Below are 23769 nucleotides of genomic sequence, written 5' to 3' on the forward strand. Positions count from 1 at the left end.
TTGCTTTTGTGTATTTTATGTAAAATCTAATTTCGTTGTTTTTGAAAACGCCATAAATAAAGGCCAGAGGCCGAAACCGTGCCAAACCCCGTGGGTTTTTATTAAAGGACTTGTTCACCTTTGCTGCCCCCTTCGGTTAGTGTATAATATAGCCGGGGGAGTCATGGATAGACAAGTGGAAGAGATTTTGAGGATACTTAAGGAGCCGGGTGTCCTCACGGATGAGCTTAAGCGTGAGCTTGTGGAGCTTCTGGTTTTTCCGCCGGAGAAAAAAAGAATGGCTTACGAGGAGTTTCTGGAGTGGGCTAATGAGGACACTCTGGCCGAGTGGGTGGAAGGGGAAGTTGTGCTGTATAGTCCTGCCTCCGCTTCGCACCAGAATTTGCTTCGGTTTTTAGGGACTCTTCTGAGCCAATATGTAGAATTTCGCAACTTGGGAATAGTTCTTCTCCCTCCTTTTCAGATGAAGCTTCCGAGGTCGGGCAGGGAGCCTGACCTTTTGTTTGTGGCGAGGGAGAATGTTGGGAGGCTTAAGGGCACCCATCTTGAGGGTCCGGCGGACTTGGTGGTGGAGATAGTTTCTCCGGAGAGTGAGAGGAGGGATAGGGGTGAGAAGTTCTGGGAGTATCAGGAGGGTGGGGTAAGGGAATACTGGCTCATTGATCCTGAAAAAAGGAAGGCTGAATTCTGGGAGCTATCGTCCACTGGGAGGTTTCAGCTTAGGATGGAAGGTAGCGAGGGAAGATACGAAAGTGGAGTGATAGAAGGGTTCTGGCTCAGGATAGAGTGGCTGTGGAGTTTACCCCCGATCCTGGAAGCTATTAAAGGGTTGGGGATTTTATAAGACAAATTGAACCGAACAGGGTTTGGAGGTAAGTGGCGAAAGCCCGTTTTATTTTTTGACGGGGGTAACCGTTGGCCGTATTATTGCAGGCAAAGCCAAGCAATTTGCTAATTGCCCCTGAGGGTTTTTTATTACACTTTGCTTGCGGCACGCTTTGTCGCCTTGGAGAAACGTTAAAGGGATGCCCTCTTTGGAGCACAGGCAAACAATCGCTGCGGAGGAAAAATGGACTACAAAGAAGAAATTTACCGTAATTTGGACAACCCTGAAGGCCTGGAGAAAATTTACCGCCAAGCCCTGAAAAACGGGGAGGCTGGGCTCTTCGCTGAAGCCATAGAAAGCCTCTTTTCCACCTATCCCCAGAACCTCCTCCTGGCTGCCTGGCATTACCGGCTGAGGGAAGAAACCGTTGTGGGCGCAGTCCCTGGCCGGACCCCTCTGCATTGGTTCTTAGCTGTGCTTCTGGCCATACCCAATGGCCTTATCTTCTGGTGGTTAAGTGATTTTCGGCTGATGGCTCGTCAGTTTCAACCCCTCTTCATCATTTATTGGGCCCCGATAGCCGCCGCTTTCATCCTCCTTTACCTTTTCTTCAACCGCCGGCAATTTCCGAGACGGCTCGCTCTGGTTTTGGTCGCCCTCGCTTTCATCAGCTTTTGGGTTTACTGGGCTGATTTCCTTATTAAGGAGGAAATCTTCTGGAAACAATATCTTACTCTGGGAGCAATCCACCTCATTTTCCTTTCGTGGGCTGCCATAGGCCTTTACGTTTTGAAGGAACAATACGATGTGGAAAGCCGGTTCGCTTTCCTGGCCAAATCCCTTGAAGCCCTGGTTATGGGCGGACTCATGGGCATAGTCCTCGGGATTTTCACGGGCATTTCCATGGGCCTCTTTTCCACTCTTAGCCTTTATATTCCCGATCCCATTTTCCGGATTTTCTATGGCGGGGCAGGCTGCATTCCCGTCCTTGCTGTGGCCTCAGTCTATGAGCCATTACGTCGCCTGAGGGAACAAAGCTTCGCCGCTGTATTCCGGTTCACCACCCTTTTGCTCCGCTTTTTCCTCTTCCCCTCAATCCTGATTCTACTCATCTATATCATCCTCATCCCCTTTAACTTCATGGAGCCTTTCTACAATCGCGAAGCTCTTGTAGTTTATAACATCATGCTCTTTGCTGTCGTGGCGCTTCTCCTTTGGACTACCCCTGTGGAAAGGGTGGAGCTTTCTGAGAGGTTAAGCCGCTGGCTGAAGTATGGACATATAACCCTGACTTCGCTGGCTATACTTGTGAGCCTGTATGCTTTCTCGGCCATAATTTACCGGACCTGGTGGGATGGCTTGACCCCCAACCGGCTTACGGTGATAGGTTGGAATACAATAAACACCGCTCTCCTAATAATCCTTCTCTGGCGCGAGGCTAAAGCGGGCAAAGACTGGGTTGCTGCAACCCATAAAACCTTCGCCCAAGCAATGCCAGTCTATGCCGGGTGGAGTTTCCTGCTCCTTCTGGCTCTGCCTTTTATCTTCATAGGAGGATAAAATGAACCGGGGCCTTTACTTTGAAGACATAACTGAAGGGATGGCTGTCCGCTCTCCGGGGCGCACAGTCACCGAAGCAGATATTGTTATGTTCTCGGCTCTCTCAGGGGACTGGAACCAGCTCCATACCGATGTCGAATACGCTAAATCCACCCCCTTTGGCGAGAGAATAGCCCACGGCCTTCTGGGCCTTGCCATCGCCTCAGGCCTTGCTTCCCGCCTTGGATTTCTGGAAGGCACTGTGGAAGCTTTCCTGAGCCTTGACTGGAAATTCAAAGCTCCTATAAAGATTGGCGACACCGTCTATCTGGAAGCCTCCGTGGCCCGAAAAAGGGCCATGCCTGGCCTCGGAGGCGTCGTGGTCTTTGACGTGGCTCTCCTTAACCAGAGAGGCGAGGTGGTCCAGAAAGGCCAGTGGACTGTTCTGGTCAAGAGAAAACCTTAAGGAGGTTGGCCATGGATCTCTACGGGAAGGATCTGATTTGCACTCAGGAATGGAGCCTGGAAGAGCTCTGGGCTGTCCTTGACCTGGCGGCCAAAATGAAAAGGGAGCGCTTCTCTCCCCGCTGGAGCGAAGCCCTCAAGGGCAAAACCTTCTTCATGCTTTTCTATAACCCTTCAGTTCGCACCCGTATATCCTTTGAAGCTGCCATAACGGAACTCGGGGGGCATGCCCAGTACCTCGTGCCTGAAACCATGCGCCTTAAGACCGAAAAGACCGCTGGCGAAACCATTGAGGATGCCGCCAAAGTTATGAGCCGATATGGTGTAGGCCTCGGCATCCGCATCTTAGAGGACAAAGTTCCTTATTATGGAGCTGGTAATGAGCTGATAAGGGAATATGCCCGCTACGCTGATATCCCCGTCATCAACATGGCCGACGACAAATTCCACCCTTGCCAGGGCTTGGCTGATATAATGGGGTGGATGGAGTGGTGGGGGAACGGCGTGGGTAAACCCCTGGACCCCGAATCCATTCGCGGAAAGAAACTCCTGGTCGTTTGGGGGCATGGGGCTCTGGCCCGCTCCTGGTGTTCAGTTCAGGAAGCCCTCCTCATAGGCTCCCGTTTCGGTATGCATGTAACCCTTGCCTATCCCGAAGGTTATGACCTGGATCCCGAAGTAATTGAACAGGTGAAAGCTAACTGTCGGGCCAACGGCACCACCTTTGAAATCGTCCACGATCCCATCTCCGGCTATGAAGGAGCCCATGTGGTCTATTCCCGCCACTGGATGAGCCCTCAGGCCTATCGGGATGGGGTTTTCCACAAACAAGAAGAAATTGAGAAAGCGCTTCGTTACCCCGAATGGATATGCGACGAAGAAAAAATGAAGCGCACCGCCAACGCTATATTCACCCATCCCATGCCAGTGGACCGGGGACATGAGGTTACCGATGGGGTGGCCAGTGGGCCTCGTTCCTGCATCTACGACGTGGCTGAAAACCGCCTTCACGTCCAGAAGGCGATAATGGTCCTGACCATGGCTAACTGGTAAAAATCCTTCAAGGAGGATAAGAGTATGGGTAGAAAGGGCTTAGCAGTTGTAGCTATAGGGGGAAACTCTCTTATAAAGGACCCCCAGCATCAAACCGTTCCTGACCAATTTGCTGCAGCTTGTGAAACAGCCTGGCATATAGCTGAGATGATAGAAGATGGATGGGATGTGATCATAACCCATGGCAATGGCCCGCAGGTGGGCTTTATCCTGCTGCGCTCCGAACTGGCTCGTCACGTTCTCCATACAGTCCCTTTAGACTCCTGTGGAGCTGATACTCAGGGAGCTATCGGTTACATGCTTCAGCAATGCCTCTACAACGCTTTCCTCAAGAAAGGGATGAAGAAACAGGCCGTAACGGTGGTTACTCAGGTGGTGGTGGACCGGAACGACCCCGCCTTCCAGAACCCTTCAAAGCCCATTGGGCCTTTCATGAGCAAAGAAGAAGCCCTCAAGCGCAAAGAAGAGGACGGTTGGGATGTAATGGAGGATGCTGGTCGGGGCTGGAGGCGGGTTGTCCCTTCCCCCTATCCACTGGAAATTGTGGAACTTGATGCCATAAAATACCTCGTGGACCAGGGCTTTGTGGTTATAGCGGTGGGCGGAGGGGGTATACCGGTTATAAGACTGGATGATGGTACCCTCAAGGGAGTTGAAGCAGTAATTGATAAAGACCTGGCCTCGAGCCTCTTAGCCGTTGGCATAAAAGCCGACCTCTTCCTCATAAGCACTGCTGTGGAGAAAGTAGCCCTGAATTACAAAAAGCCCAATCAGGTCTGGCTGGATAGAATAACCCTTGAAGAAGCAAAGCGGTATTACGATGAAGGCCACTTCCCACCCGGGAGCATGGGCCCCAAGATACAGGCCATAATTAACTACCTGGAGCAGGGTGGGAGAAAAGCCATAATTACCAGCCCTGAAAATATAACCAGAGCCTTGAGGGGCGAAACAGGCACCCACATCGTCCCCTGATTACACTGATTCATATTAAAATAGCAAATCCTGCCCACAAACCTCCAACCCTGAGCGGACGAGGAGGTACCCTTTGCTTTTGTTACTAAACTATAGTATAATTAGCGCAAAACAGGCAGAGGATATTTCTAATGAAGAACCTGCCCATTCAAGCCTGGCTCGACGGAATAGCGACGGCCATATTGGTCATCTCGCCTCAGGGTGAGATAACCTTCGCCAACCGAAAGGCCCTGGAAATATTGGAATCTACCCTTGAAGGAGTGGTGGGCAAACCGATAAGTTTTTTTGTGAAAAATTTTGACGAAAAGACTATTGAAGCCCTGGCCAAAAGAACCGCACCAACAACCTTTGCCTTCAAAACCTTCATTATATGCCCGAGCGGGAAGAAAATCTCCGTTTTAGTTACCCCTTCCCTGGTATGGGATAACGGGGAACTAAGAGCCTTAATTCTAACTCTTGAGAAAGCTCCCCCGTCTCCTCCGCCTGCTCAATATCTGCCCATCTTGGCTTCTGTAGCCAGAGCAGCCTCCTCTTCACTTCACCTTGAAGAGATAGCTGAAGCTGTCTACAAAGAATTGGCCAAAGCCATCCCTCTGGATGCTTTCTATATCGCTCTGTATTACCCGGAAACAGAAGAGCTGGACTTTATAATTCGGGTGGATGAAGGGATAAAGGAGCCCAGGGAGCGCCGGAAGCTGGCCCCAGGACTTACCCAGATCGTCCTGAAAAATACAGCCCCTCTGCTTATTGCAGACCTGGAGAAAGAGCCTTATCCCTTTACTCTCTGGGGAACTGGTAAGGTCCCCCGCTCTTACCTCGGGGTCCCGATGATTGCTGAGGACAAAGTAATGGGGGTTATATCGGTCCAGTCTTATACCCCCGCCTCCTACTCCTGGGAAGATGTAGAAATGCTCATGACAGTAGCCTCTCATCTGGCTTTAACTTTTCGCAACGCCCTCCTTCACGACCAAATCGTCAAATTGGCCAATAGGCTTTCAATTTTGAACGAAATAGCCCGCCACACCATTATCCTCACTGATATTGAAAACATATTGCAGAAAATAACTCAGATTATCTGGGAAAAGCTCGGCCATTATGGGGTATTGCTCTTCCTGGTGGAAGGAGAAGAAGCTGTCTTGAGAGCTGTCGCTGGGGAGCTTGCCCGGGTGGCAGGGCCTGGATACCGTCAGCACCTATCCCAGGGGATAATCGGCTGGAGCATAACTCGCAACGAAATTACCCTCTGCAATGATGTTTTAAAAGACTCCCGCTATATACCCGGGCCCGTTCCCCTGGGTCTGGTGAAATCCGAATTATGCGTTCCCATAAGCTTCAAAGGAAAAACCATAGGAGCTATTGACCTTCAGGATACTCAGCCCGGAGCCTTTTCCCCTGAGGATGCTACAACTCTCGAAGCCGTCGCTTCCCTGGTAGCAATAGTCCTTCACAATGCCAGGCTCTACCAATCATTGCGGGAAGAAAGGAAACTGCTTCGAACTTCCGCTGATGCCCTTCCTTTAGAAATAATGGTCTTGAACCAGGACATGATGATAGTGGCGGCTAACAGAACTCTACTCGAAAATTACAAACTCACCCTTGGAGAAGTTATAGGGAAACCTTGGCGCGATGTTCTGAAAAGCTCAGAAATTGAGGCCAGAGTGCAGGAAGCTTTCAGGGAAAACAGATTGGTTGTGTGGGAAGAAAAAGAGGGGGAAAAGGCTTACCGGGCCTTCGTTACCCCTGTTCCGGAAACTCCCTGGGCAGTCCTGGGGCGCCAGGATATAACCTCTGAGAAAGCCTTAGCCGAGAAACTGAAAATAATCCACAAGTTGGGCCGGGAATTGGTTATGGCTCAGGATGAGGATTATGTAATCCAGGCTGTCCTGGAAGCTGCCTATTCGGCCCTGGGGTTCAAAACTGTAGCTTACTTAGAAGTAGACCGAACGGAAAACATCATCCGCCTTCGAGGCATTAAAGGTTATGAACTTTCAAGAGATTTCTCCCTTCCTCTGGATGGGGAGAAAGGCCTTACAGTTGCTGCTGTCCGCTCCGGTGAACTTCTGTACGTGCCGGATGTGACAAAAGACCCTCGCTTTGTACCGGGGCCCAGAGAACTTAACACCCGCTCCGAAGTGGATATCCCAGTCAAAGTAAGGGGCGAGGTTACGGGCGTTTTAAACGTTGAGGACGAGAGAGAAGACGCCTTCAGCCCTGAAGACATCCGCCTCCTCACGACTCTGGCCGATTACATGGGCATTGCCCTGGAAAATATCCGCCTTTTCCAGGCCGAAAAGAAATCCCGTATTCTGGCCGAGGCCCTTTCCCGCGCCGTTGTAAGGCTGAGCTCAACCCTTGAACTTGAAAGCATCCTGGACCTGATCCTGGAGCAAGTTAGCTCCATAGTCCAGGGCGATGCCTTTAACATCCTGTTTGTGGAAGGAGATAAAGCTAAAGTAATACGCGCCCGTGGATATGAGAAGTTTGGGTTAGCAGAGATGGTGCAGGGGCTGATTTTACCCCTTTACCCCAACTTGAGGCGCATGATGGAAACAGGCCAGGTTGTCCTCATCCCCGACACCGAATCCGAGCCTGAGTGGGTTAAGATCCCCGGCTTTGAATGGCTGCGTTCCTACGTGGCTGCACCCATCCGACTGGGCTCTGAGACCATAGGATTCCTCTGCGTGGATGGAACCGTCCCAGGGCAATTTTCCTATGAGGATGCTCGCCGGCTTGAAATTTTTGCGTCTGCTGCAGCTGTAGCCATAAACAATGCCCGCTTGACCTACGAGCTTAAAGAATCAGAAGCCCGCTATCGTTCCCTTAGCGAGGAATGGGAGCTTACGTTTAACTCCATAAACGACGCTGTATTTATTGCAAGCAATGATTTCACTATCTTAAGGGCTAACAAGGCTACCGCCAAACTTCTGGGATTCTCTTCACCTGAAGAGCTAATAGGTTTCAAATGCTATACCCTCGTCCACGGAACCAGGGAGCCTACTCCGGATTGCCCTTTCAATAAAATGTTAGCAACCCAGAAGCCAGTATCGGAAGAAATTGAAGAACCACACCTCAAGCGAATCCTCTCCATTGGCTTGTTCCCCGTCTTTAACCAAGAAGGACAGATAGTTTCCTTCGTTCACTCCATAAGGGATGTCACAGCCGAAAGAGAATTCAGAGAGCGCCTCTTCCAGGCCGAAAAGCTCGCTTCCATAGGCCAATTGATCTCCGGGGTTGCCCATGAACTCAACAATCCTTTGACTTCGGTACTGGCCCATGCTCAGCTTTTGAGCCTGGACCCTTCCATGCCTGAAAGTGCCCGTGAAAGCCTTAAGTGGATAGAAGAAGAAGCCCGCAGAGCCGCCAGTATCGTTCAGAACCTGCTGGATTTTGTTAGAAGGCGTCCTCCGAAAAGGGAAATGACCGATATAAACGAACTCATCCGCAAAACCATATCTCTCAGAGCTTACGAAATGCGAGTGGAGAATATAGAAACTAAAACCGAGCTGGCGCCTTTCCTCCCATTAACTCTGGCAGACCCTCAACAGCTTCAGCAGGTTTTCCTCAACATCATCATAAATGCTGAGCAGGCGATGTATGAAGCCCACAGGGGTGGGACTTTGATTGTCAGAACTTCTCTAACTCCAGAAAACTACATCCGGATTGAATTTTGCGATGACGGCCCTGGCATCCCCAAGGAGCATATGTCTCGCATCTTTGACCCCTTCTTCACTACGAAGGAGAAGGGAACGGGAATGGGGTTGACCATTGCCTACAATTTGGTGAAAGAGCACGGGGGGAGGATTTGGGCTCGCAATAACACTCCTGAACCGGGTGTCACCTTCTTTGTGGAAATCCCTTTAACGGCCGGGGAAGAGGAAAAGTGGGCTGAAGAGCTTTTAAAGCAATTGGAGGAGAAATTGCCCTCCGCTCGAGCGCTGGTGGTGGAGGATGAAAAGGCTATAGCTATCGTGCTGGAAACTTTCTTGATGCGGGAAGGCATAGAGGTGCATACAGTGGCGGATGGAGAAGAGGCCCTTAAAATCCTGGAAAACCAAGATTTTGACCTTATAATTTCAGACGTGCGTTTGCCGAAGCTCAGCGGCATGGCCCTGTATGATATGGTCAAGGCTAGCAAGCCCCATCTTGCTGACCGCTTCGTTTTCATAACTGGTGATGTCCTTACCCCGGCCACCGAAGCCTTCCTCCACTCCACCGGTTCCCTCTATTTAATGAAGCCCTTCAGCATCAGTCAGCTCAGGGAAGTCACAGAAAAGGCCCTCAGGAAACGGCGAGATGCTGTCTGCTGAGAAGAGGTTGAGTTTTACAAGTTCTCCGAAGTTACGCCCTCCAGAGGTTCACAACTCAACACCGTTTACTGTTAACCCCGATTTTCAAGCCGCCTCGCCGATTTTTGACGATGCACCGTCTCTTCGGTATAATAAATTAAGATTGGTTTACCCAACTTTTGAGGGGAGGTGAGCTTAAGATGTGGCTTTGGGACCCAATTTACTTTATATTTGCCTTACCGGCTTTGCTCTTTGCTTTATACGCTCAGTATAAAGTTCATAGCTCTTATTCCCGCTACTCACGCATCCGCAACCGTCTGGGTGTCGAGGGGGTGAGGGCTGCTGAGATCTTGCTCAGGTATAACGGTTTACAGGGGGTAAATATTGAAGGAGTACCCGGAACCTTAACGGACCATTATGACCCTCGCACCAAAACTTTGAGGTTGTCTGCCGAAGTGGCAAGGATGCCTTCAATAGCTGCCATAGGAATTGTTGCCCACGAAGTGGGCCATGCAGTTCAGGATGCTGAAAATTACCCGCCTTTAAGGCTTCGCGCTGGCCTTGTCCCAATGGTTAACCTCGGCTCCTGGCTGGGCCCAATCCTCTTTTTTGTAGGATTGCTTCTCAACGCCTTTGATCTGGCAGCTATAGGCCTGATCCTCTTCTCTCTGGGAGCAGTCTTCGCCCTGGTTACTCTCCCGGTAGAATTTAACGCTTCTAAACGCGCTATGAGGATGCTGCAGGAAACAGGCCTTGTTTCCCTTGAAGACCTCAAAGGGGTAAAAAGCGTCCTTTCGGCTGCAGCTCTGACCTATGTGGCAGCTCTTGCTCAGGCAATCTCCACCCTTTTCTATTACGCTTTCCTGCTTTTTGGCCTTAGGAGGGAGGAGTAATAAAGAAGAAAGGGTTACTGGATCTGGATTATAGCGAGCTGGAAAGGCTCCTTACCGGGTGGGGAGAGCCCCCTTACCGTGTTAAGCAACTCTGGGAGTGGATTTACAAACATTTAATTGATGACTTCCGGCAAATGACCAACCTCCCCAAGGAGCTGCGTCAGCGCCTTGGGGATGAGTTTTTCATTAAACCTTTAGAACCTGTTGAAACTTTAGAGTCTGCTGATGGCTCCACCCGCAAAGTCCTTTTCCGATTACCGGATGGGGAGACTATTGAAAGCGTCTTCATGCATTACCAGCAGAGAAGAACAGTGTGTGTTTCAACTCAGGTGGGATGTCCTATAGGGTGCCCATTCTGTGCCACGGGGCGAAGCGGCTTCCGGCGCAACCTCAAGCCAGGTGAAATAATAGCTCAGGTCCTGCACTTTGCCCGTGAAGTTAAGAGAGTTCAAGGAGACACCATAAAACCTGTAACAAATGTAGTGTTCATGGGCATGGGAGAACCTTTCCTTAACTATGAAGCCACTCTCCAATCGGTTAAAATCCTGAACGACCAAAAAGGCTTCAACTTGGGAGCAAGGCGCTTTACTATATCAACCGTAGGAATTGTGCCGGGAATAAGGCGCCTGGCGGAAGAAGGCCTTCAAGTTGAACTGGCGGTTTCCCTGCACGCATCCAATGATGAGATAAGGGATAAACTGGTGCCGGTGAACAAGGGTTACCCGATAAAGCGCCTGCTTGTAGCCTGTCAGGAGTATATTAAAAAAACCAACAGACGCATTACTTTCGAATATGTGCTCATAAACGGTATTAATGATAGCATCGCTCATGCCCGTGAGCTAGCAGCTATTCTCGGGGATATGCTTTGCCATATAAACCTCATCCCTATGAACCCTGTCCCAGGCGTGTCAATGGGACCACCTCCGAGGCATCGGGTGCTGGCCTTTGAAGAGGAGCTCAAACGCCACGGCCTGTCAGTAACCTTGAGGACAAGTAAAGGAACTGATATCCAGGCCGGATGCGGTCAACTAAGACTGAGAACTTTAAGCGATGTCCAAGGCAATTAAAATTGCTCCATCCATACTTTCGGCAGACTTCACCCGTCTTGGGGAGCAGGTAAAAGAAGCAGAAGCGGCAGGAGCCGATTACATCCACGTAGACGTAATGGATGGCCATTTTGTCCCCAACATAACTGTTGGCCCTTTGGTAGTCAAAGCATTGAGGCGCATCACCCCTCTGCCTCTGGACGTCCACCTTATGATAGAAAAGCCAGAACGATTTGTAGAAGAATTTTCCAGAGCTGGTGCAGATATAATCACGGTGCACTGGGAAGCTTGCCCTCACATTTACAGGGTTTTGTGGAAAATACGAGAACTGGGTAAAAGGGCAGGGGTATCTATAAGCCCGGCTACTCCGGTTTGGGTGCTGGAAGAAATCCTTGAAGAAACAGATCTCATCCTGGTTATGACGGTAAGCCCTGGCTTTGGAGGGCAGAAATTAATCCCAAACGCACTGGCTAAGGTGGAGAAACTCAAAGATATGCTCAAACAGAAAAACGTAGCCCCCGAAATAGAAGTAGATGGGGGCATAAACGAAGAAACAGCCCCCTTAGCTGTGCGAGCGGGAGCACAGGTGCTCGTAGCAGGAGCTGCTATCTTTGAATCGCCCTTCGGAGTAAGAGAAGCAATCCGGCGGATCAGAGCCGCGGCTTTGGCGGCTATTGAATCTTAGGTTTTGCTCAAAGCTTTGAGACATTTAGTGCAAATATAAACACGCCTCTTACGGCCCCCTTCGTGAATGATTTTGCGCTGAACATTAGGGAGCCATTTCCTCTTAGTAGCGTGTTTGGAATGGCTAACATTGTGCCCAAATTGAACGCCCTTACCGCACACCTCACACACTGCCACTTCTACAGCCCTCCTTTAAAAATTTGAAGCTATGATAGCACAAAAGGCAAAAGGGAGCAAGTTGCCGGAGTTTTAGTGCTGAGAGGCCTCTTACATTGCCTGCGGAAACTCTCAGGGAGCCAGATGCGTCAAAAGAGCTTCCTCTAAAGCCAAAAGTTTTCAGACATGCTGCCTGCACTCAAGGCCAGAATTACTTTTGGGGAGAACGCGCACTTTATGGCAAAACCCCAAGTTCCTTTAGGGCTTCCAGGACAGGGGGCGGACTCCACAACCACTCTATCTTCAACCAGAATCCTTCTACAACTTTGCTTTCGTATTTCCCTTCGCTCCCCTCCATCCTCAGCTGGAACCTCCCGGAGGCAGATAGCTCCCAGAATTCGGCCTTTTTCTTTTCCGGGTCAATAAGCCAGTACTCCTTTACCCCTCCCTCCTGATATTCCCAGAATTTCTCACCACGATCTCTCCTTTCGCTTTCCGGAGAAACCACTTCCACCACCAGGTCTGCCGGGCCGTCAAGGTAAGCATCCTTGAGCCTGCTCAGGTTTTCTCTCGCTACAAACAAAAGGTCAGGCTCCCTGCCTGAACTCGCCAGTTTCATCTGAAAAGGTGGAAGCAGAACCACTCCTAAACCGTGAAATTCCGCATAGAGGCCGAGGAGAGCCCCCAGAAAACGAACCACATTCTGGTGCAAAAGGGAGGCAGGCGTATAAATTACAACCTTTCCATCCACCCACTCAGCCAGAGTGTCCTCATCGGCCCAATCCAGAAATTCCTCATAGGTCATCTTTCTCCTTTCAGGGGGAAAAACCAGAAGTTCCATAATCGCTCGCTTGAGCTCATCGGTGAGGATCCCAGGCTCTTTCAGCCTCTTCAAGATTTCTTCTCTGCGTCTGTCCATAAGCCCTCTTCTAAAAAAGGTCCCATTCCATTTCTTCGAGAGGGGCCGCAATGTCAAAGAAGGTGATCACGAGCATGAGGATCAGAAGGATGGCCACACCTATCATGTGAATCCAGCTTTCCCTTCTCGGGTCAATTCTATGTCCTTTTATAGCTTCAAAGGCCACGAAAAGCAACCTTCCTCCATCCAAACCCGGAATGGGCAAGAGGTTGCTCACGGCCAGGGCCACATTCAGAAGGGCAGATACGAATAAGAAGGGGAACCACCACCCCATAAGGGAGCTTTGTTCAGCCACATCGGTCATTACCTGGAGAGCCCCCACTGGCCCCACTGGCCTTAAGGCGGCAAGGGGAAGTAAGCCGGAAATCACCTGGATCGGAATGGTGATTATAAGGACTACGGCCCTGAGGATGCTAAACGCCGAAAGGAAGAGAGCTTCAAAAGGTGAGGCTTGCTTTTTAACGTAAGCCATGCCTATTTTGACCCCCATCGGTCCCTCCCCGGCGGGGGGAGAAGGCCTTGGGACCAGCCGGACGGTGAACAGTTCTTCGCCTCTTTTGATTTGAAGGGTAATTTCCTGCCCCAGATGTTTGTCAGTGTAGTTTGAAAGCTCTTCAGGCGTGCGGAAGTTGACCCCATTAGCAGAGAGGATGATATCTCCTGGTTTGATTCCAGCGGCCTCAGCTGGAGAGCCAGGGGCTACTCCGAAAACTTTAACCTGATATAGAGGGGATGGATAGCCGCTCATGAAGGCCCCAGTAAAAAGGGTAAAAGCCAAAAGCAGGTTCATCCCTGCACCAGCCAGGAGGACTTTAGCTCTAACTCCTTTGGGCTTGGAGGCAAGGCCTCCCTCTATTGAAGGGTCATCTTCGCCCACTACCTTTACAAAGCCTCCGAAGGGGATGGCATTGAGAGAGAATACAGTCTCTTCCCATCGGGCCAGTGGTATTAACCTGGGGGGAAAACCTATCCCAAACTCCTCGACTCTTACCCCGTTCCTCTTGGCCAGGATAAAGTGACCCAGCTCGTGGGCAATTATGGACAAACTGAGAAATAGAAGGGCCAATATAAGCCAGTTCATTTCACCACCCTCTTATTTAGATTGCGATAGCGCCACTTTATCTCCCAAACTCTGAAGGCAGCTTCTACCTTTACTGGAAAATTCAATTTGGATTTCCCTATGCGTCTGTCTTCAAAATAGATGGGTATCTCCAGCACCCTGAACCCCAGCTTTTCGCACAGGTAGATCATTTCCACCTGAAAAACATAACCGTTAGAACGAACCCTGGAAAAGTCAATGGCCTCTAAAACCTCACGGCGGAAACACCGGAAGCCGGAGGTGGCATCTTTGACTTTGAGCTTGAGGATCAGAGGGATGTAGACGGCATTAGCCCACCAACTTAGAAGAACCCGATTTAGACCCCAACGCTCATCCACCCTCCCTCCAGGTATATATCGGGAGCCTATCACCACATCGTACTCCTGGATTTTTTCCAGCATGATAGGGATGTAGGAAGGGGAGTGGGAGAAGTCTGCATCCATCTGAATTACATAGCGAGCTCCCTTATCCAGAGCGTAGCGGAAGCCTGTTATATAAGCTGTGCCCAGGCCCAATTTGGCTGGCCTTTGGATTACATGAACTATGTCAGGGTGCCTTGCAGCTATTTCCCGGGCAATCTCACCAGTCCCATCGGGAGAATTGTCGTCCACAATCAGGATGCTGAGGTTCGGGATAGCAAGAGCGAAAAGTTCCCCGACAAGTTTGGGGACGTTTTCGGCTTCGTTATAGGTGGGAATCACTACCATCGTTTCCAAAGTCTACCTCCAGGCCATTTTAATGGCTTCTTTGGCCGCTTTGTAGACGCTGTGGTAAAGTTTATGGCGGTCTAAAGCTTGTGGATTTATAGTGACAAGGGCGATGATGAGCTCATTATCCATAGCCTCTTGAGGGATTATCCCCTCGCTCAGGGAATCAGCTACGGCTCTGGCGATAGCTGCCTGAGTGGGGCCGTAAACCATGTTAGCCTGACGAAGGTTACGCAGCTCCACCGTGGGCACTATGAGGGTGGGTGGGCGAACGGTAAGGTTGGGTTCCAGGATAGCAGTGAGAGCTTCCCTGTAGGGCAGCGGGTAAGTAAGCTGGTAAGCGTAAGCTTCCCCCAGGACGCCATTGTGGTTTCCAGCTATGAGTTCAACCCTGGCCTTATCCAGCTTTTCCCCTGCTTCCCCGACTCCAAGCCGCAATCCTTCCCTTTCTATGTCTTCAGGGCTGATGCCGATTTCCCGGAAACGTTCCTTCAGAGGGGATGGGCTACTGTGGGAGAATACTTCTTCCGGCATTATCTTGCCCAATTTTTCCAGCTCCAGACGAATTTCGGCCCTGTCTTCATGGACTAGAGCCCCTCCCACTCCCTTCAGAGGCTGGCGGGGGTTCCCCACGTCAAACCCCATCATGTTCAGGGCAGCTTTTACTGCCACTGCCCCCCCGTAACGGGTGAAGATGCGGCTTAACTTTTGTACCTGAAACTGAAGTTCTCGGGCTTTATTCAGGTCCCCTTCCTGAACTGCTTTGTAAATTTCCCTCCAGATTTCCGGGTAAACATTTGCTGAGGCCAGGATCATACCAGATGCCCCTGCTGCCAGTGCTCCCACGACTATCTCGTCGTGTCCCACTAAAACTTGAAGGCGGTCTCCACAGTACTCCAGGATTTCCATCATGTAGGCGAGGTTGCCCGATGAATCTTTCAGCCCTACTATGTTGGGAATATCTGCCAAGTCCTCTATTACTCGGCGAGGAAGGTAAGTATCGGTAGTCTGGGGGATGTTGTAGAGGACTATCGGGATGTCCACAGCTCTGGCGATTTCGTAAAAGTGCTTGAATATTCCCTTTTCGGATGGGCGAATGAAATAAGGGGTGACCACAAGGCAAGCGTTAGCGCCAGCCTTCTGGGCTTCGCGCGCCAGTAAAATGGCCTCCCGAGTTGAGGCGGCGCCTGTCCCAGCAATGACTGGCTTTTGACCTTTTACTTCGTCCACCACGATTTCCAGAACCCTTCTCCTTTCCTCGTGGGTCATGTAAACAAATTCGCCCGTTGTCCCCACCGGGACGAAGCCATCCACGTTGGGCATCAGATACCGCACCAGTTTTCGGAGAGCCTCTTCGTTGATTTTTCCTTCTTTATCAAAAGGCGTGACCAAAGCTGGGAAAACTCCTCTAAGAGAAAGCTTTACCATTTTTAACCCCCTTCCCGAAAGGGAGAGATGTTTTGGGAGATTATAAAGCAAAAAGGGGAGGAAAGCAAAAAACTCCCCACCCTTTTTGCACCAAGGGTGGGGAGAAGGGCCAGCAAGGGGTCTAAACTTGACGGTATTCCCCTTCTACGGTTTCACCGCCGCCCTGTTCTCCGGGAGGAGTGGGCCCGCCAGGCCCCTGGCCGTACATGGTTGTCCCTATTTGCTGGAGGAGCTCACCAAGCTCCTGGGTTAACCGGCGGATGGTGTGGATTTCCGTTCCCTGCATTGCGGAGCGGACTTCGCTTATCTTTGCCTCTATCCGGCTCTTTAGGTCCGAGGGAATACGGGCTCCAAACTCCCGGAGGCTTTTTTCGGCAGTGTAGATTACAGCGTCAGCCTGGTTGCGAGCTTCCGCCAGCTCTTTCTTACGGCGGTCCTGCTCGGCGTAATGCTCGGCTTCTTTTATCATCCGTTGAATTTCTTCTTCCGTAAGGCCTGAGCTGGCTGTGATGGTTATCTTCTGCTCTCTACCAGTAGCCAGGTCCTTAGCCGAAACGTGCAGGATGCCGTCGGCGTCAATATCAAAGGTTACTTCTATCTTGGGAACCCCACGTGGGGCAGGGGGGATGCCATCCAGGATGAAACGCCCAAGGGTCTTGTTGTCCGCAGCCATAGGGCGCTCTCCCTGAACTACGTGGATTTCCACCTGCGTCTGGTTGTCCGTAGCGGTTGAGAAAATTTGGCTTTTGCGGACAGGTATAGTGGTGTTACGAGGTATTATGGGGGTAGCAATGCCTCCCAGGGTTTCCACGCTCAGGGTAAGCGGCGTTACATCCAGCAGCAGAATATCTCTAATTTCTCCGGCCAGGACTCCTGCCTGAATGGCAGCCCCAATGGCTACGACCTCATCGGGGTTTATTCCTTTGTGGGGTTCTTTGCCGAAAAATTCCCTCACCAGGCGCTGGACGGCTGGCATTCTGGTTTGACCGCCCACCAGGATTACTTCGGAGATATCAGCGGGAGTAATTTTGGCATCGGCAATGGCCTGCCTTACCGGGCCGAGGGTCCTCTGGATGAGGTCGTGGGCCAGCTGTTCCAGCTTGGCTCTGGTAAGGGTCATCTGGAGGTGTTTGGGACCGGAAGCATCGGCGGTTATGAAGGGGAGGTTTATCTCCGTTTCCATGACGGTAGAAAGCTCAATTTTGGCTTTTTCGGCAGCCTCCTTGAGGCGCTGAAGAGCCATGCGGTCCTGGCGCAGATCGATACCGTGCTCTTTCTTAAACTCCTCGCATATCCAGTTAATTATGAGCTGGTCTATATCGTCTCCGCCCAGGAAGGTATCTCCAGCTGTGGACCTTACCTGAAATACCCCTTCGGCTATTTCCAGGATAGAGATATCAAAAGTGCCTCCACCCAAATCGTAGACAGCGATCAGGCCTTCTTTCTTCTTATCCATCCCGTAGGCCAGGGCTGAAGCTGTGGGTTCATTTATTATCCTCAAAACTTCAAGGCCGGCAATTCTGCCAGCGTCTTTGGTGGCCTGACGCTGCGCATCGTTAAAGTAAGCGGGGACAGTTATCACCGCTTTGGTTATTTTCTCCCCGAGGTAAGCTTCGGCATCCTGCTTTAGCTTCTGAAGTATCATAGCAGAAATCTCCGGGGGTGAGTATTCCCGGTCACCCATGACCACCCATGCATCGCCGTTGGGTTTTTCAATTATTTTATATGGGAGGACCCGGCGGGCTTTCTGAACTTCGGGGTCATTGAACTTCCGGCCCATCAGGCGCTTGATGGAGAAAATGGTGTTTTCGGGGTTAGTTATGGCCTGACGTTTGGCCAGTTTGCCCACCAGGCGTTCTCCGGTCTTGGGGTTTATTGCTACTACTGAAGGTGTAAGCCTATCACCTTCAGCATTAGGGATTACAACTGGCTCTCCTCCCTCCATTACCGCCATCACTGAGTTAGTGGTTCCCAGATCAATCCCCAGAATCCTCTCCGGCATAGCCCTCCTCCTCCACTTTTTTCTCTTCTACTTCAGGGACCTGAGGGCTGGGCTTTTTCCTGGCAACTTTCACCAGAGCCGGCCTCAGGACCCTATCGTGAAGCAAGTAACCTTTCTGAATTTCACCGATAATTTGACCGTCTTCATAATGGTCAGTTTCTTCGTATGCGACGGCTTCGTGGTAGAAGGGGTCAAAGAATTGGCCCTCGGTCTTTATGGGCTTGAGGCCCTCTTGCTCCAGGATGTAGTGGAATTTGCGGTGGATAAGGAATATACCATCAAGCCACGTAAGTTTTGTGAGGTGAGAAGGGAGGGTCTGGAATGCTCTTTCAAAGTCGTCCAGAATCGGGAGAAGTTTAGCGATAAGGTTAGCGTTAGCATACCTGGCTTGTTCTGCCTGCTCCTTTTCAACTCGCTTCCGGTAGTTGGCAAAATCAGCAGCAGTGCGCCGCCACTGGTCCAGATACTCTTCCACTTTGTTCTGGAGCTCAGAGATTTTGGCTTCAAGCTCTTTGACCTTTTCTTCCAGGTTTTCGCCTCCCTTCTCTTCAGCCACTTCGGTCATCTTCCACCTCCTTCAGAAGAGTGTATTGACCATCTCGCTCATGAGATTAGCCACATAGCTTACGACAGAGATAGCTCTTTCATAAGCCATCCTCATGGGGCCCAGGACACCCAGCACCCCAGAGGCCTTCTCCCTGATTCCATACCGGGCCAGGACCATGCTGCAATCTTTCAATTCTTCCCACCTACCTTCTCCACCGATGATGATTTGGACCCCATTTGCCAATCGGATTTCATCCATAATGGACCGAAGGCAGGATTCATCTTTGAAGAAACGGACCAGTTTCAGGAACTTGACGGGTGAAGAGAATTCCGGTTCTCGGGTGATTTCTTCAATGCCTTCACAGTATATTGGCTCCTCAATTCTCTGGTCCAGTGCGTTCATAATTTCAGCGACTTTGAGGGCTATTTTGGAGGCAAAGGGCTCTAACCTTGAAGCAATTCCTTCAATTTCTGGAGCCGAAAGTCCATAGAGAAACTCCTCCAGGATTTCGGTGGTGCGGATCAATTCCGGTTCTCCTATATAGTAGGGCACAGGAAACCAGGCCTGCTTTATAACTCCTCCGCTCAGAACCAGGACCAGGAGAACGGCATTTTCACGATAGGGGATTAAATCAATGTGTTTGAGGCGGTATCTTGGGGGAGCAGGGGCAGTGACGACAGCAGGGTAATTGGTGAACCTGGCCAGAACCGAAGCGGCCAGGCGGCCCCATTGTTCTACATCCATGTGCACTTGGTAGAACTGATGCTGAATGGTAAGCTTTTCAGAGGGAGATAGTGGATATGTTTCCAGAAGTTTTTCCACAAAACAGCGGTAGCCCTTCTCGGTTGGCACTCTTCCAGCAGAGGTATGAGGATGCGTCAGGTACCCTTCGGCCTCCAGAAGAGCCATTTCGTTCCGCACAGTGGCCGGGCTTATGTTGAGCTTGTATTTTTGGACAAGGGTCTGAGAACCAACCGGCTGGGCTGTGCTTATATATTCTCTCACCACTAGGGAGAGTATCAGCTCTGCTCTCTTGCTCAGCTTCCTCATGATTTTTTAGCACTCCTAAGCAAAGAGTGCTAAGCTTTTCATTAAAGATAGTAACACCTCCAGAGCGATTTGTCAAGCTTGCTGGGCGGTATCCTGCTCCAGGCGATAGATAAGGCTTTGGTAGCGATGCGGCTTCCAGGATCTTACATGAGAGAAAGCCCCTGGTTTTGCCAAAGGGAAGCAGAAGCGGTATCATTCAAACTTGAAATCAAAGGTAAGGGAGGAGAAAAATGGACTTCTGGGAAGTAATAGAAAAACGACACAGTGTCAGGGATTTTCTCCCCGAGGATATCCCCGAAGAGGATGTAAAGAAAATCCTGCTGGCAGCTATAAAAGCTCCCTCGGCTGGGAACAGGCAACCATGGCATTTTTACGTGGTCAGGGACCCGCAGATAAAGAGAGGGCTCGCCCGAGCAGCTCTGAATCAGGATTTTGTGGCTAAGGCCCCAGTGGTAATAGTAGTGTGCGCTGAACCTGCCCGCTCAGCCGCGAGGTACGGTAGCCGGGGCTCAGAGCTTTACTGCCTCCAGGATACAGCTGCAGCCACAGAGCACATCCTTCTGGCTGCTACAGCCCTTGGTTATGGGAGCTGCTGGGTTGGGGCTTTCAATGAAGCAGAAGCCGCCGCCATCCTCAATCTCCCCAGAGGTTTACGCCCCGTGGCCATAATACCCATAGGGAAACCGGGCCGTGAGCCTTCCCTCCGCACTCCCAGGCGCCCTCTGGAGGAGGTCTGCACTTTCCTGTAATCTTACCCTGTCTATGAAACCCCAGAAGGCTGTAGCTCGGAGCCGGGAAATTTTCCCACGCCTTTCTTAATGTTTGACAGTTTTCTCTCTTCGGGATATAATATTCCTCGGTAAAGCCCTAAACCCTAAGAAAGGGGGTGCTTATTCAGAATGTCCGTTGTCCTTAGGCCAGGAGAAACTCAGGAAAGTCTTCTCAAGAGATTCCGGAAAGAAGTAGCGGAAGAAGGGATTCTCAGCATTGTCCGGAAAAAGAGGTGGTATATTTCCAAGAGCGAGATGAAGCGCATAAAGCTCCGCAAAGCCATCCGTAAAGCTCGTCGCCGCATGCTGCGGCAACTTAAACGGGAAGAGTAATCCCCGAAAGTTAAAGCGAGGGGAGGTTTTTCCACAATATGTCTGTTGATATTGAAAAAGTTCGCCAGCTTCTGGAAAAAGAACTGGAAGAAGCGGTTAAAGAGCTGGAGGAACTGGAAAAGAAGCTGGAAATAAAGGGTGATTACGGCCTGGGTATTGGGGATCCCAACATAATCCAGTGGGAGCTCAACCTTGCTCTGAGGGATAGGGCCGCGCAGAAGGTAAAAGAAGTGAAAAGGGCCCTGGATAAGCTTGCCAAAGGCTGTTACGGGATCTGTGAGGTGTGTGGGAAACCCATAGAAGAGGCCAGGCTTGAGCTTTTGCCTTATACTACGCTGTGCAGTAGATGCGCAGCACATCACCGGAGATAGGAATGGATGGAAATAATCCTTACCCACGAGAACGCCGACTTCGATGCGCTGGCTTCCCTTTTAGCAGCAGCCAAAGTTTATCCTCCAGCTATCCCTGTTCTCCCACACCGCCTCAACCGCAATGTGCGGGAGTTCCTTTCCCTTTACAGGGATGAGTTACCCTTTTTTTCACCCAAGGATTTGCCCCGCCTCCCTGTAACCAGGGTTATAGTCGTTGATACCCAGAGCTTTGTTTCCCTTAAAGGGATAAGCCCGCAAACTCACATCCTCTTTATTGACCATCACCCCCTTTCGCGAGAATTGGATGAAAGGATGAGCTACATCGGTGGGGATACAGGAGCTACCACCACTATCCTGGTGGAAAAGCTCCAGGAAATGAAGGTGGCCATAACTCCCCTTGAGGCTACCCTTTTCCTCCTGGGGATATATGAGGACACCGGGTTCCTCTCATATGCCGGCACAACTCCGAGGGATGTCCGATGCGTTGCTTGGCTTCTGGAGCGCGGGGCTGACCTTTCATCCGCCCCTTCTTTCCTGCGTTACCCCCTTTCGGAAGCGCAGAGGGAATTATACAATAAACTCCTCAACGGCTCTTACCCTTATGAGCTCCACGGTCACTCCATAATTATTTCCATGGCCCGGGCCCAGGGTTACGTTGAAGAAATTTCAACTCTTGCTCACCTCCTCCGGGACCTTCTGGAACCCGATGCTCTATTCGTCCTGGTGGATATGGGGGATAGAATCCAGATGGTAGCCCGCAGTTCGGTGGATAGCGTAGATGCGGGGCTCATAGCCGCCAGGATGGGAGGAGGAGGACATTCCAAAGCTGCTGCGGCCTTTCTCCAGGGATTAACCCTATCCCAGGCCCGGGATATGCTCCTGGAAATACTCAATTCTTCCATAAAACCTGGAATAACCGTATCCCGCATAATGTCTTATGGAGTCCACTCCCTTTCCCCGGAAACCACGGTGAATGAAGCCGCTGAAGCTATGAGAAAATACGGCCACGAAGGCTTCCCCGTGGTAGAGGACGGGAAGGTAGTGGGAATCTTAACCCGCCGCGAAATTGACAAAGCCTTACAGCACGGCCTTGGCCGAAATCCGATAAAGTTCTACATGCATAAAGGGGATGTAAGTGTCTCTCCTGATGATCCGGTGGAGAAGGTTCAGAAAGTTATGCTTGAACATGGCATAGGCCAGGTGCCAGTGGTATCAGAAGGAAAAGTCATCGGAATTGTAACCCGAACGGACCTCATAAAGCTCTGGAGCGGAGGCATAGCCACTAAGCCGGCCTCGGAAATCGCCCGAAAGTTGGAAAAAGCCTTACCACCACCCCTTATGGATATCCTGAAAAAGGCTGGAGAGAAAGCCCATCAGCTCGGCTTCTCGCTCTACATAGTTGGAGGATTTGTGCGGGACCTCCTTTTGGGCATGCCAACCCTCGATCTGGACCTGGTGGTGGAAGGAGATGCTATAGCTCTGGCCAAAGCCCTGGCCAGGGATTTTGACGGGAGGGTAAGGAGCCACACCCGCTTTGGGACCGCCAAACTTATAATTGAAAACCCTCAAAAGCTTGCCCTGGGTTACCCACACCACTTGGATTTTACCTCTGCCCGCATTGAGTTCTACGAACACCCTTCTGCCCTCCCCGAAGTGGAAATGAGCTCTATCAAACAGGACCTTTATCGACGGGATTTTACCATAAATACCCTGGCTATATCCCTGAATCCGGAAAGGTTTGGTGAACTCTACGACTTCTACGGAGGGCTTAAAGACCTGGAGAGAGGCCTTATTAGAGTGCTCCACAACCTCAGTTTTGTGGAGGATCCAACCCGCATCCTGAGGGCCGTGAGGCTTGAGCAACGCCTGGGCTTCCAGATAGAAAGCCGAACCCTGGAACTGGTGGACAACGCCCTGGATCTGCTGGACAAGGTAAGTGGCGAAAGGATTTACCACGAACTTCGCCTAACCCTTCAGGAAAGCGAGCCCGAGAAAGCTCTAAGGCGCCTTGAGGAAATAAAAGTTCTCAAGAAAATCCATCCCGCTCTGGATGGGAACGGATGGATAACTGAGAAGTTCCGAGCCTTGAGGGAGGAAATCCCCATCGCTCAGGAAATAGGCTATGACCTCTCTTCACCTTCCCCAAGCCGAAGAGCCCACTATGAGCCTATAGGCGCTCTCTATCTTGCCCTTCTAACTTACAGGATGAGGCCGGAAGATCTGGAAACCCTGATAAGGCGCCTACATCCTCCCCAAGATGATTCCTCCTTGATGCGGGAGCTTCAAGCCTTCAAGGAAATTCTCAAAGGGCTTTCGGAAGGCGACCTTCCACCCAGCGCTATCTACAGACTCCTTTCTCCCTACTCCGATAGAGCTCGTTTCCTGGCCCGCCTTCTGACTGATTCCTGGCTTGCGCGCCAACGGCTGGACCTTTACCAGCGAAATCTCCGTTTCGTCCGCCCTGAGATAGATGGGCATTATCTCCAAGAAGTAATGAAAATACCTCCAGGGCCTGTTTACCGCAAAATCCTCCTGGCCCTTAAAGATGCCAGGCTCGACGGCAAAGTCAGTTCTCTTGAAGAAGAAATAGCACTGGTGGAAAAAATCCTGGCCTCCTGAAAAG

At 50.9% G+C, this 23769-nt stretch carries 21 protein-coding genes; 13 read left to right on the forward strand and 8 right to left on the reverse strand.

Going from position 1 to position 23769, the window contains the following annotated elements:
• The first annotated feature begins 163 nt into the window (after positions 1-163).
• The 9 genes from NZ653_02095 to rpe all read left to right on the forward strand — a co-directional run bounded on the left by NZ653_02095 (position 164) and on the right by rpe (position 11765).
• The gene (locus tag NZ653_02095) at positions 164-844 is read left to right on the forward strand and encodes a Uma2 family endonuclease (protein MCS7285923.1); all 681 of its coding nucleotides are present in this window, start codon (positions 164-166) and stop codon (positions 842-844) included.
• 225 nt (positions 845-1069) lie between these two features.
• Complete coding sequence (locus NZ653_02100) at positions 1070-2386, forward strand: hypothetical protein (protein MCS7285924.1); 1317 nt, start codon at positions 1070-1072, stop codon at positions 2384-2386.
• Position 2387: 1 nt separating this feature from the next.
• Positions 2388-2831 (forward strand): MaoC/PaaZ C-terminal domain-containing protein, encoded by a 444-nt coding sequence (locus NZ653_02105; protein ID MCS7285925.1) that lies wholly within the window; start codon positions 2388-2390, stop codon positions 2829-2831.
• An 11-nt stretch (positions 2832-2842) separates the two neighbouring features.
• Positions 2843-3883 carry an ornithine carbamoyltransferase gene (locus NZ653_02110; protein MCS7285926.1) on the forward strand — a complete coding sequence of 347 codons (1041 nt, stop codon included), beginning with the start codon at positions 2843-2845 and terminating at the stop codon, positions 3881-3883.
• Positions 3884-3907: 24 nt separating this feature from the next.
• Positions 3908-4855, forward strand: a complete 948-nt coding sequence (gene arcC / locus NZ653_02115) for a carbamate kinase (GenBank protein ID MCS7285927.1) — start codon at positions 3908-3910, stop codon at positions 4853-4855.
• Between the two features lie 131 nt (positions 4856-4986).
• A complete protein-coding gene (locus NZ653_02120; GenBank protein ID MCS7285928.1) occupies positions 4987-9162 on the forward strand; it encodes a GAF domain-containing protein in 4176 nt (1391 codons plus the stop codon).
• A 179-nt stretch (positions 9163-9341) separates the two neighbouring features.
• Positions 9342-10034 (forward strand): zinc metallopeptidase, encoded by a 693-nt coding sequence (locus tag NZ653_02125; GenBank protein MCS7285929.1) that lies wholly within the window; start codon positions 9342-9344, stop codon positions 10032-10034.
• A gap of 38 nt (positions 10035-10072) precedes the next feature.
• Positions 10073-11101, forward strand: coding sequence for a 23S rRNA (adenine(2503)-C(2))-methyltransferase RlmN (gene rlmN, locus NZ653_02130; protein ID MCS7285930.1), 1029 nt, complete (start codon positions 10073-10075; stop codon positions 11099-11101).
• A complete protein-coding gene (gene rpe / locus NZ653_02135; protein ID MCS7285931.1) occupies positions 11085-11765 on the forward strand; it encodes a ribulose-phosphate 3-epimerase in 681 nt (226 codons plus the stop codon). The genes rlmN and rpe overlap by 17 nt, the downstream gene beginning before the upstream one ends.
• Here the strand turns inward: rpe and rpmB are convergent.
• From rpmB to hrcA, 8 genes are all read right to left on the reverse strand, one after another.
• Positions 11762-11941 carry a 50S ribosomal protein L28 gene (rpmB, locus tag NZ653_02140; protein ID MCS7285932.1) on the reverse strand — a complete coding sequence of 60 codons (180 nt, stop codon included), beginning with the start codon at positions 11939-11941 and terminating at the stop codon, positions 11762-11764. The genes rpe and rpmB overlap by 4 nt on opposite strands.
• Positions 11942-12155: 214 nt before the next feature.
• The gene (locus NZ653_02145; protein ID MCS7285933.1) at positions 12156-12839 is read right to left on the reverse strand and encodes a Uma2 family endonuclease; all 684 of its coding nucleotides are present in this window, start codon (positions 12837-12839) and stop codon (positions 12156-12158) included.
• A 10-nt stretch (positions 12840-12849) separates the two neighbouring features.
• Entirely contained in the window at positions 12850-13920 is a 1071-nt protein-coding gene (locus tag NZ653_02150) for a M50 family metallopeptidase (GenBank protein ID MCS7285934.1), read from the reverse strand.
• On the reverse strand, positions 13917-14645 hold the full coding sequence (locus NZ653_02155) for a polyprenol monophosphomannose synthase (protein ID MCS7285935.1): 729 nt from the start codon (positions 14643-14645) through the stop codon (positions 13917-13919). Before NZ653_02155 ends, NZ653_02150 begins: the two co-directional genes overlap by 4 nt.
• Positions 14646-14657: 12 nt before the next feature.
• Positions 14658-16073 carry a 4-hydroxy-tetrahydrodipicolinate synthase gene (dapA, locus tag NZ653_02160; GenBank protein MCS7285936.1) on the reverse strand — a complete coding sequence of 472 codons (1416 nt, stop codon included), beginning with the start codon at positions 16071-16073 and terminating at the stop codon, positions 14658-14660.
• Between the two features lie 121 nt (positions 16074-16194).
• Positions 16195-18075 carry a molecular chaperone DnaK gene (gene dnaK / locus NZ653_02165; GenBank protein MCS7285937.1) on the reverse strand — a complete coding sequence of 627 codons (1881 nt, stop codon included), beginning with the start codon at positions 18073-18075 and terminating at the stop codon, positions 16195-16197.
• The gene (grpE, locus tag NZ653_02170; GenBank protein MCS7285938.1) at positions 18050-18640 is read right to left on the reverse strand and encodes a nucleotide exchange factor GrpE; all 591 of its coding nucleotides are present in this window, start codon (positions 18638-18640) and stop codon (positions 18050-18052) included. Before grpE ends, dnaK begins: the two co-directional genes overlap by 26 nt.
• 12 nt (positions 18641-18652) lie before the next feature.
• Positions 18653-19672 (reverse strand): heat-inducible transcriptional repressor HrcA, encoded by a 1020-nt coding sequence (gene hrcA / locus NZ653_02175; protein MCS7285939.1) that lies wholly within the window; start codon positions 19670-19672, stop codon positions 18653-18655.
• Between the two features lie 230 nt (positions 19673-19902).
• Here hrcA and NZ653_02180 point away from each other — a divergent pair, with 230 nt between their 5' ends.
• From NZ653_02180 to NZ653_02195, 4 genes are all read left to right on the forward strand, one after another.
• The gene (locus tag NZ653_02180; protein MCS7285940.1) at positions 19903-20421 is read left to right on the forward strand and encodes a nitroreductase family protein; all 519 of its coding nucleotides are present in this window, start codon (positions 19903-19905) and stop codon (positions 20419-20421) included.
• A gap of 150 nt (positions 20422-20571) precedes the next feature.
• Positions 20572-20775 (forward strand): 30S ribosomal protein S21, encoded by a 204-nt coding sequence (gene rpsU, locus NZ653_02185; protein MCS7285941.1) that lies wholly within the window; start codon positions 20572-20574, stop codon positions 20773-20775.
• A 38-nt stretch (positions 20776-20813) separates the two neighbouring features.
• Complete coding sequence (locus NZ653_02190) at positions 20814-21146, forward strand: TraR/DksA C4-type zinc finger protein (GenBank protein ID MCS7285942.1); 333 nt, start codon at positions 20814-20816, stop codon at positions 21144-21146.
• Positions 21147-21152: 6 nt separating this feature from the next.
• The gene (locus NZ653_02195) at positions 21153-23765 is read left to right on the forward strand and encodes a CBS domain-containing protein (protein MCS7285943.1); all 2613 of its coding nucleotides are present in this window, start codon (positions 21153-21155) and stop codon (positions 23763-23765) included.
• Positions 23766-23769: the final 4 nt, after the last annotated feature.

Source organism: Anaerolineae bacterium (genome assembly GCA_025062375.1).
Lineage (GTDB): Bacteria > Chloroflexota > Anaerolineae > SpSt-600 > SpSt-600 > SpSt-600.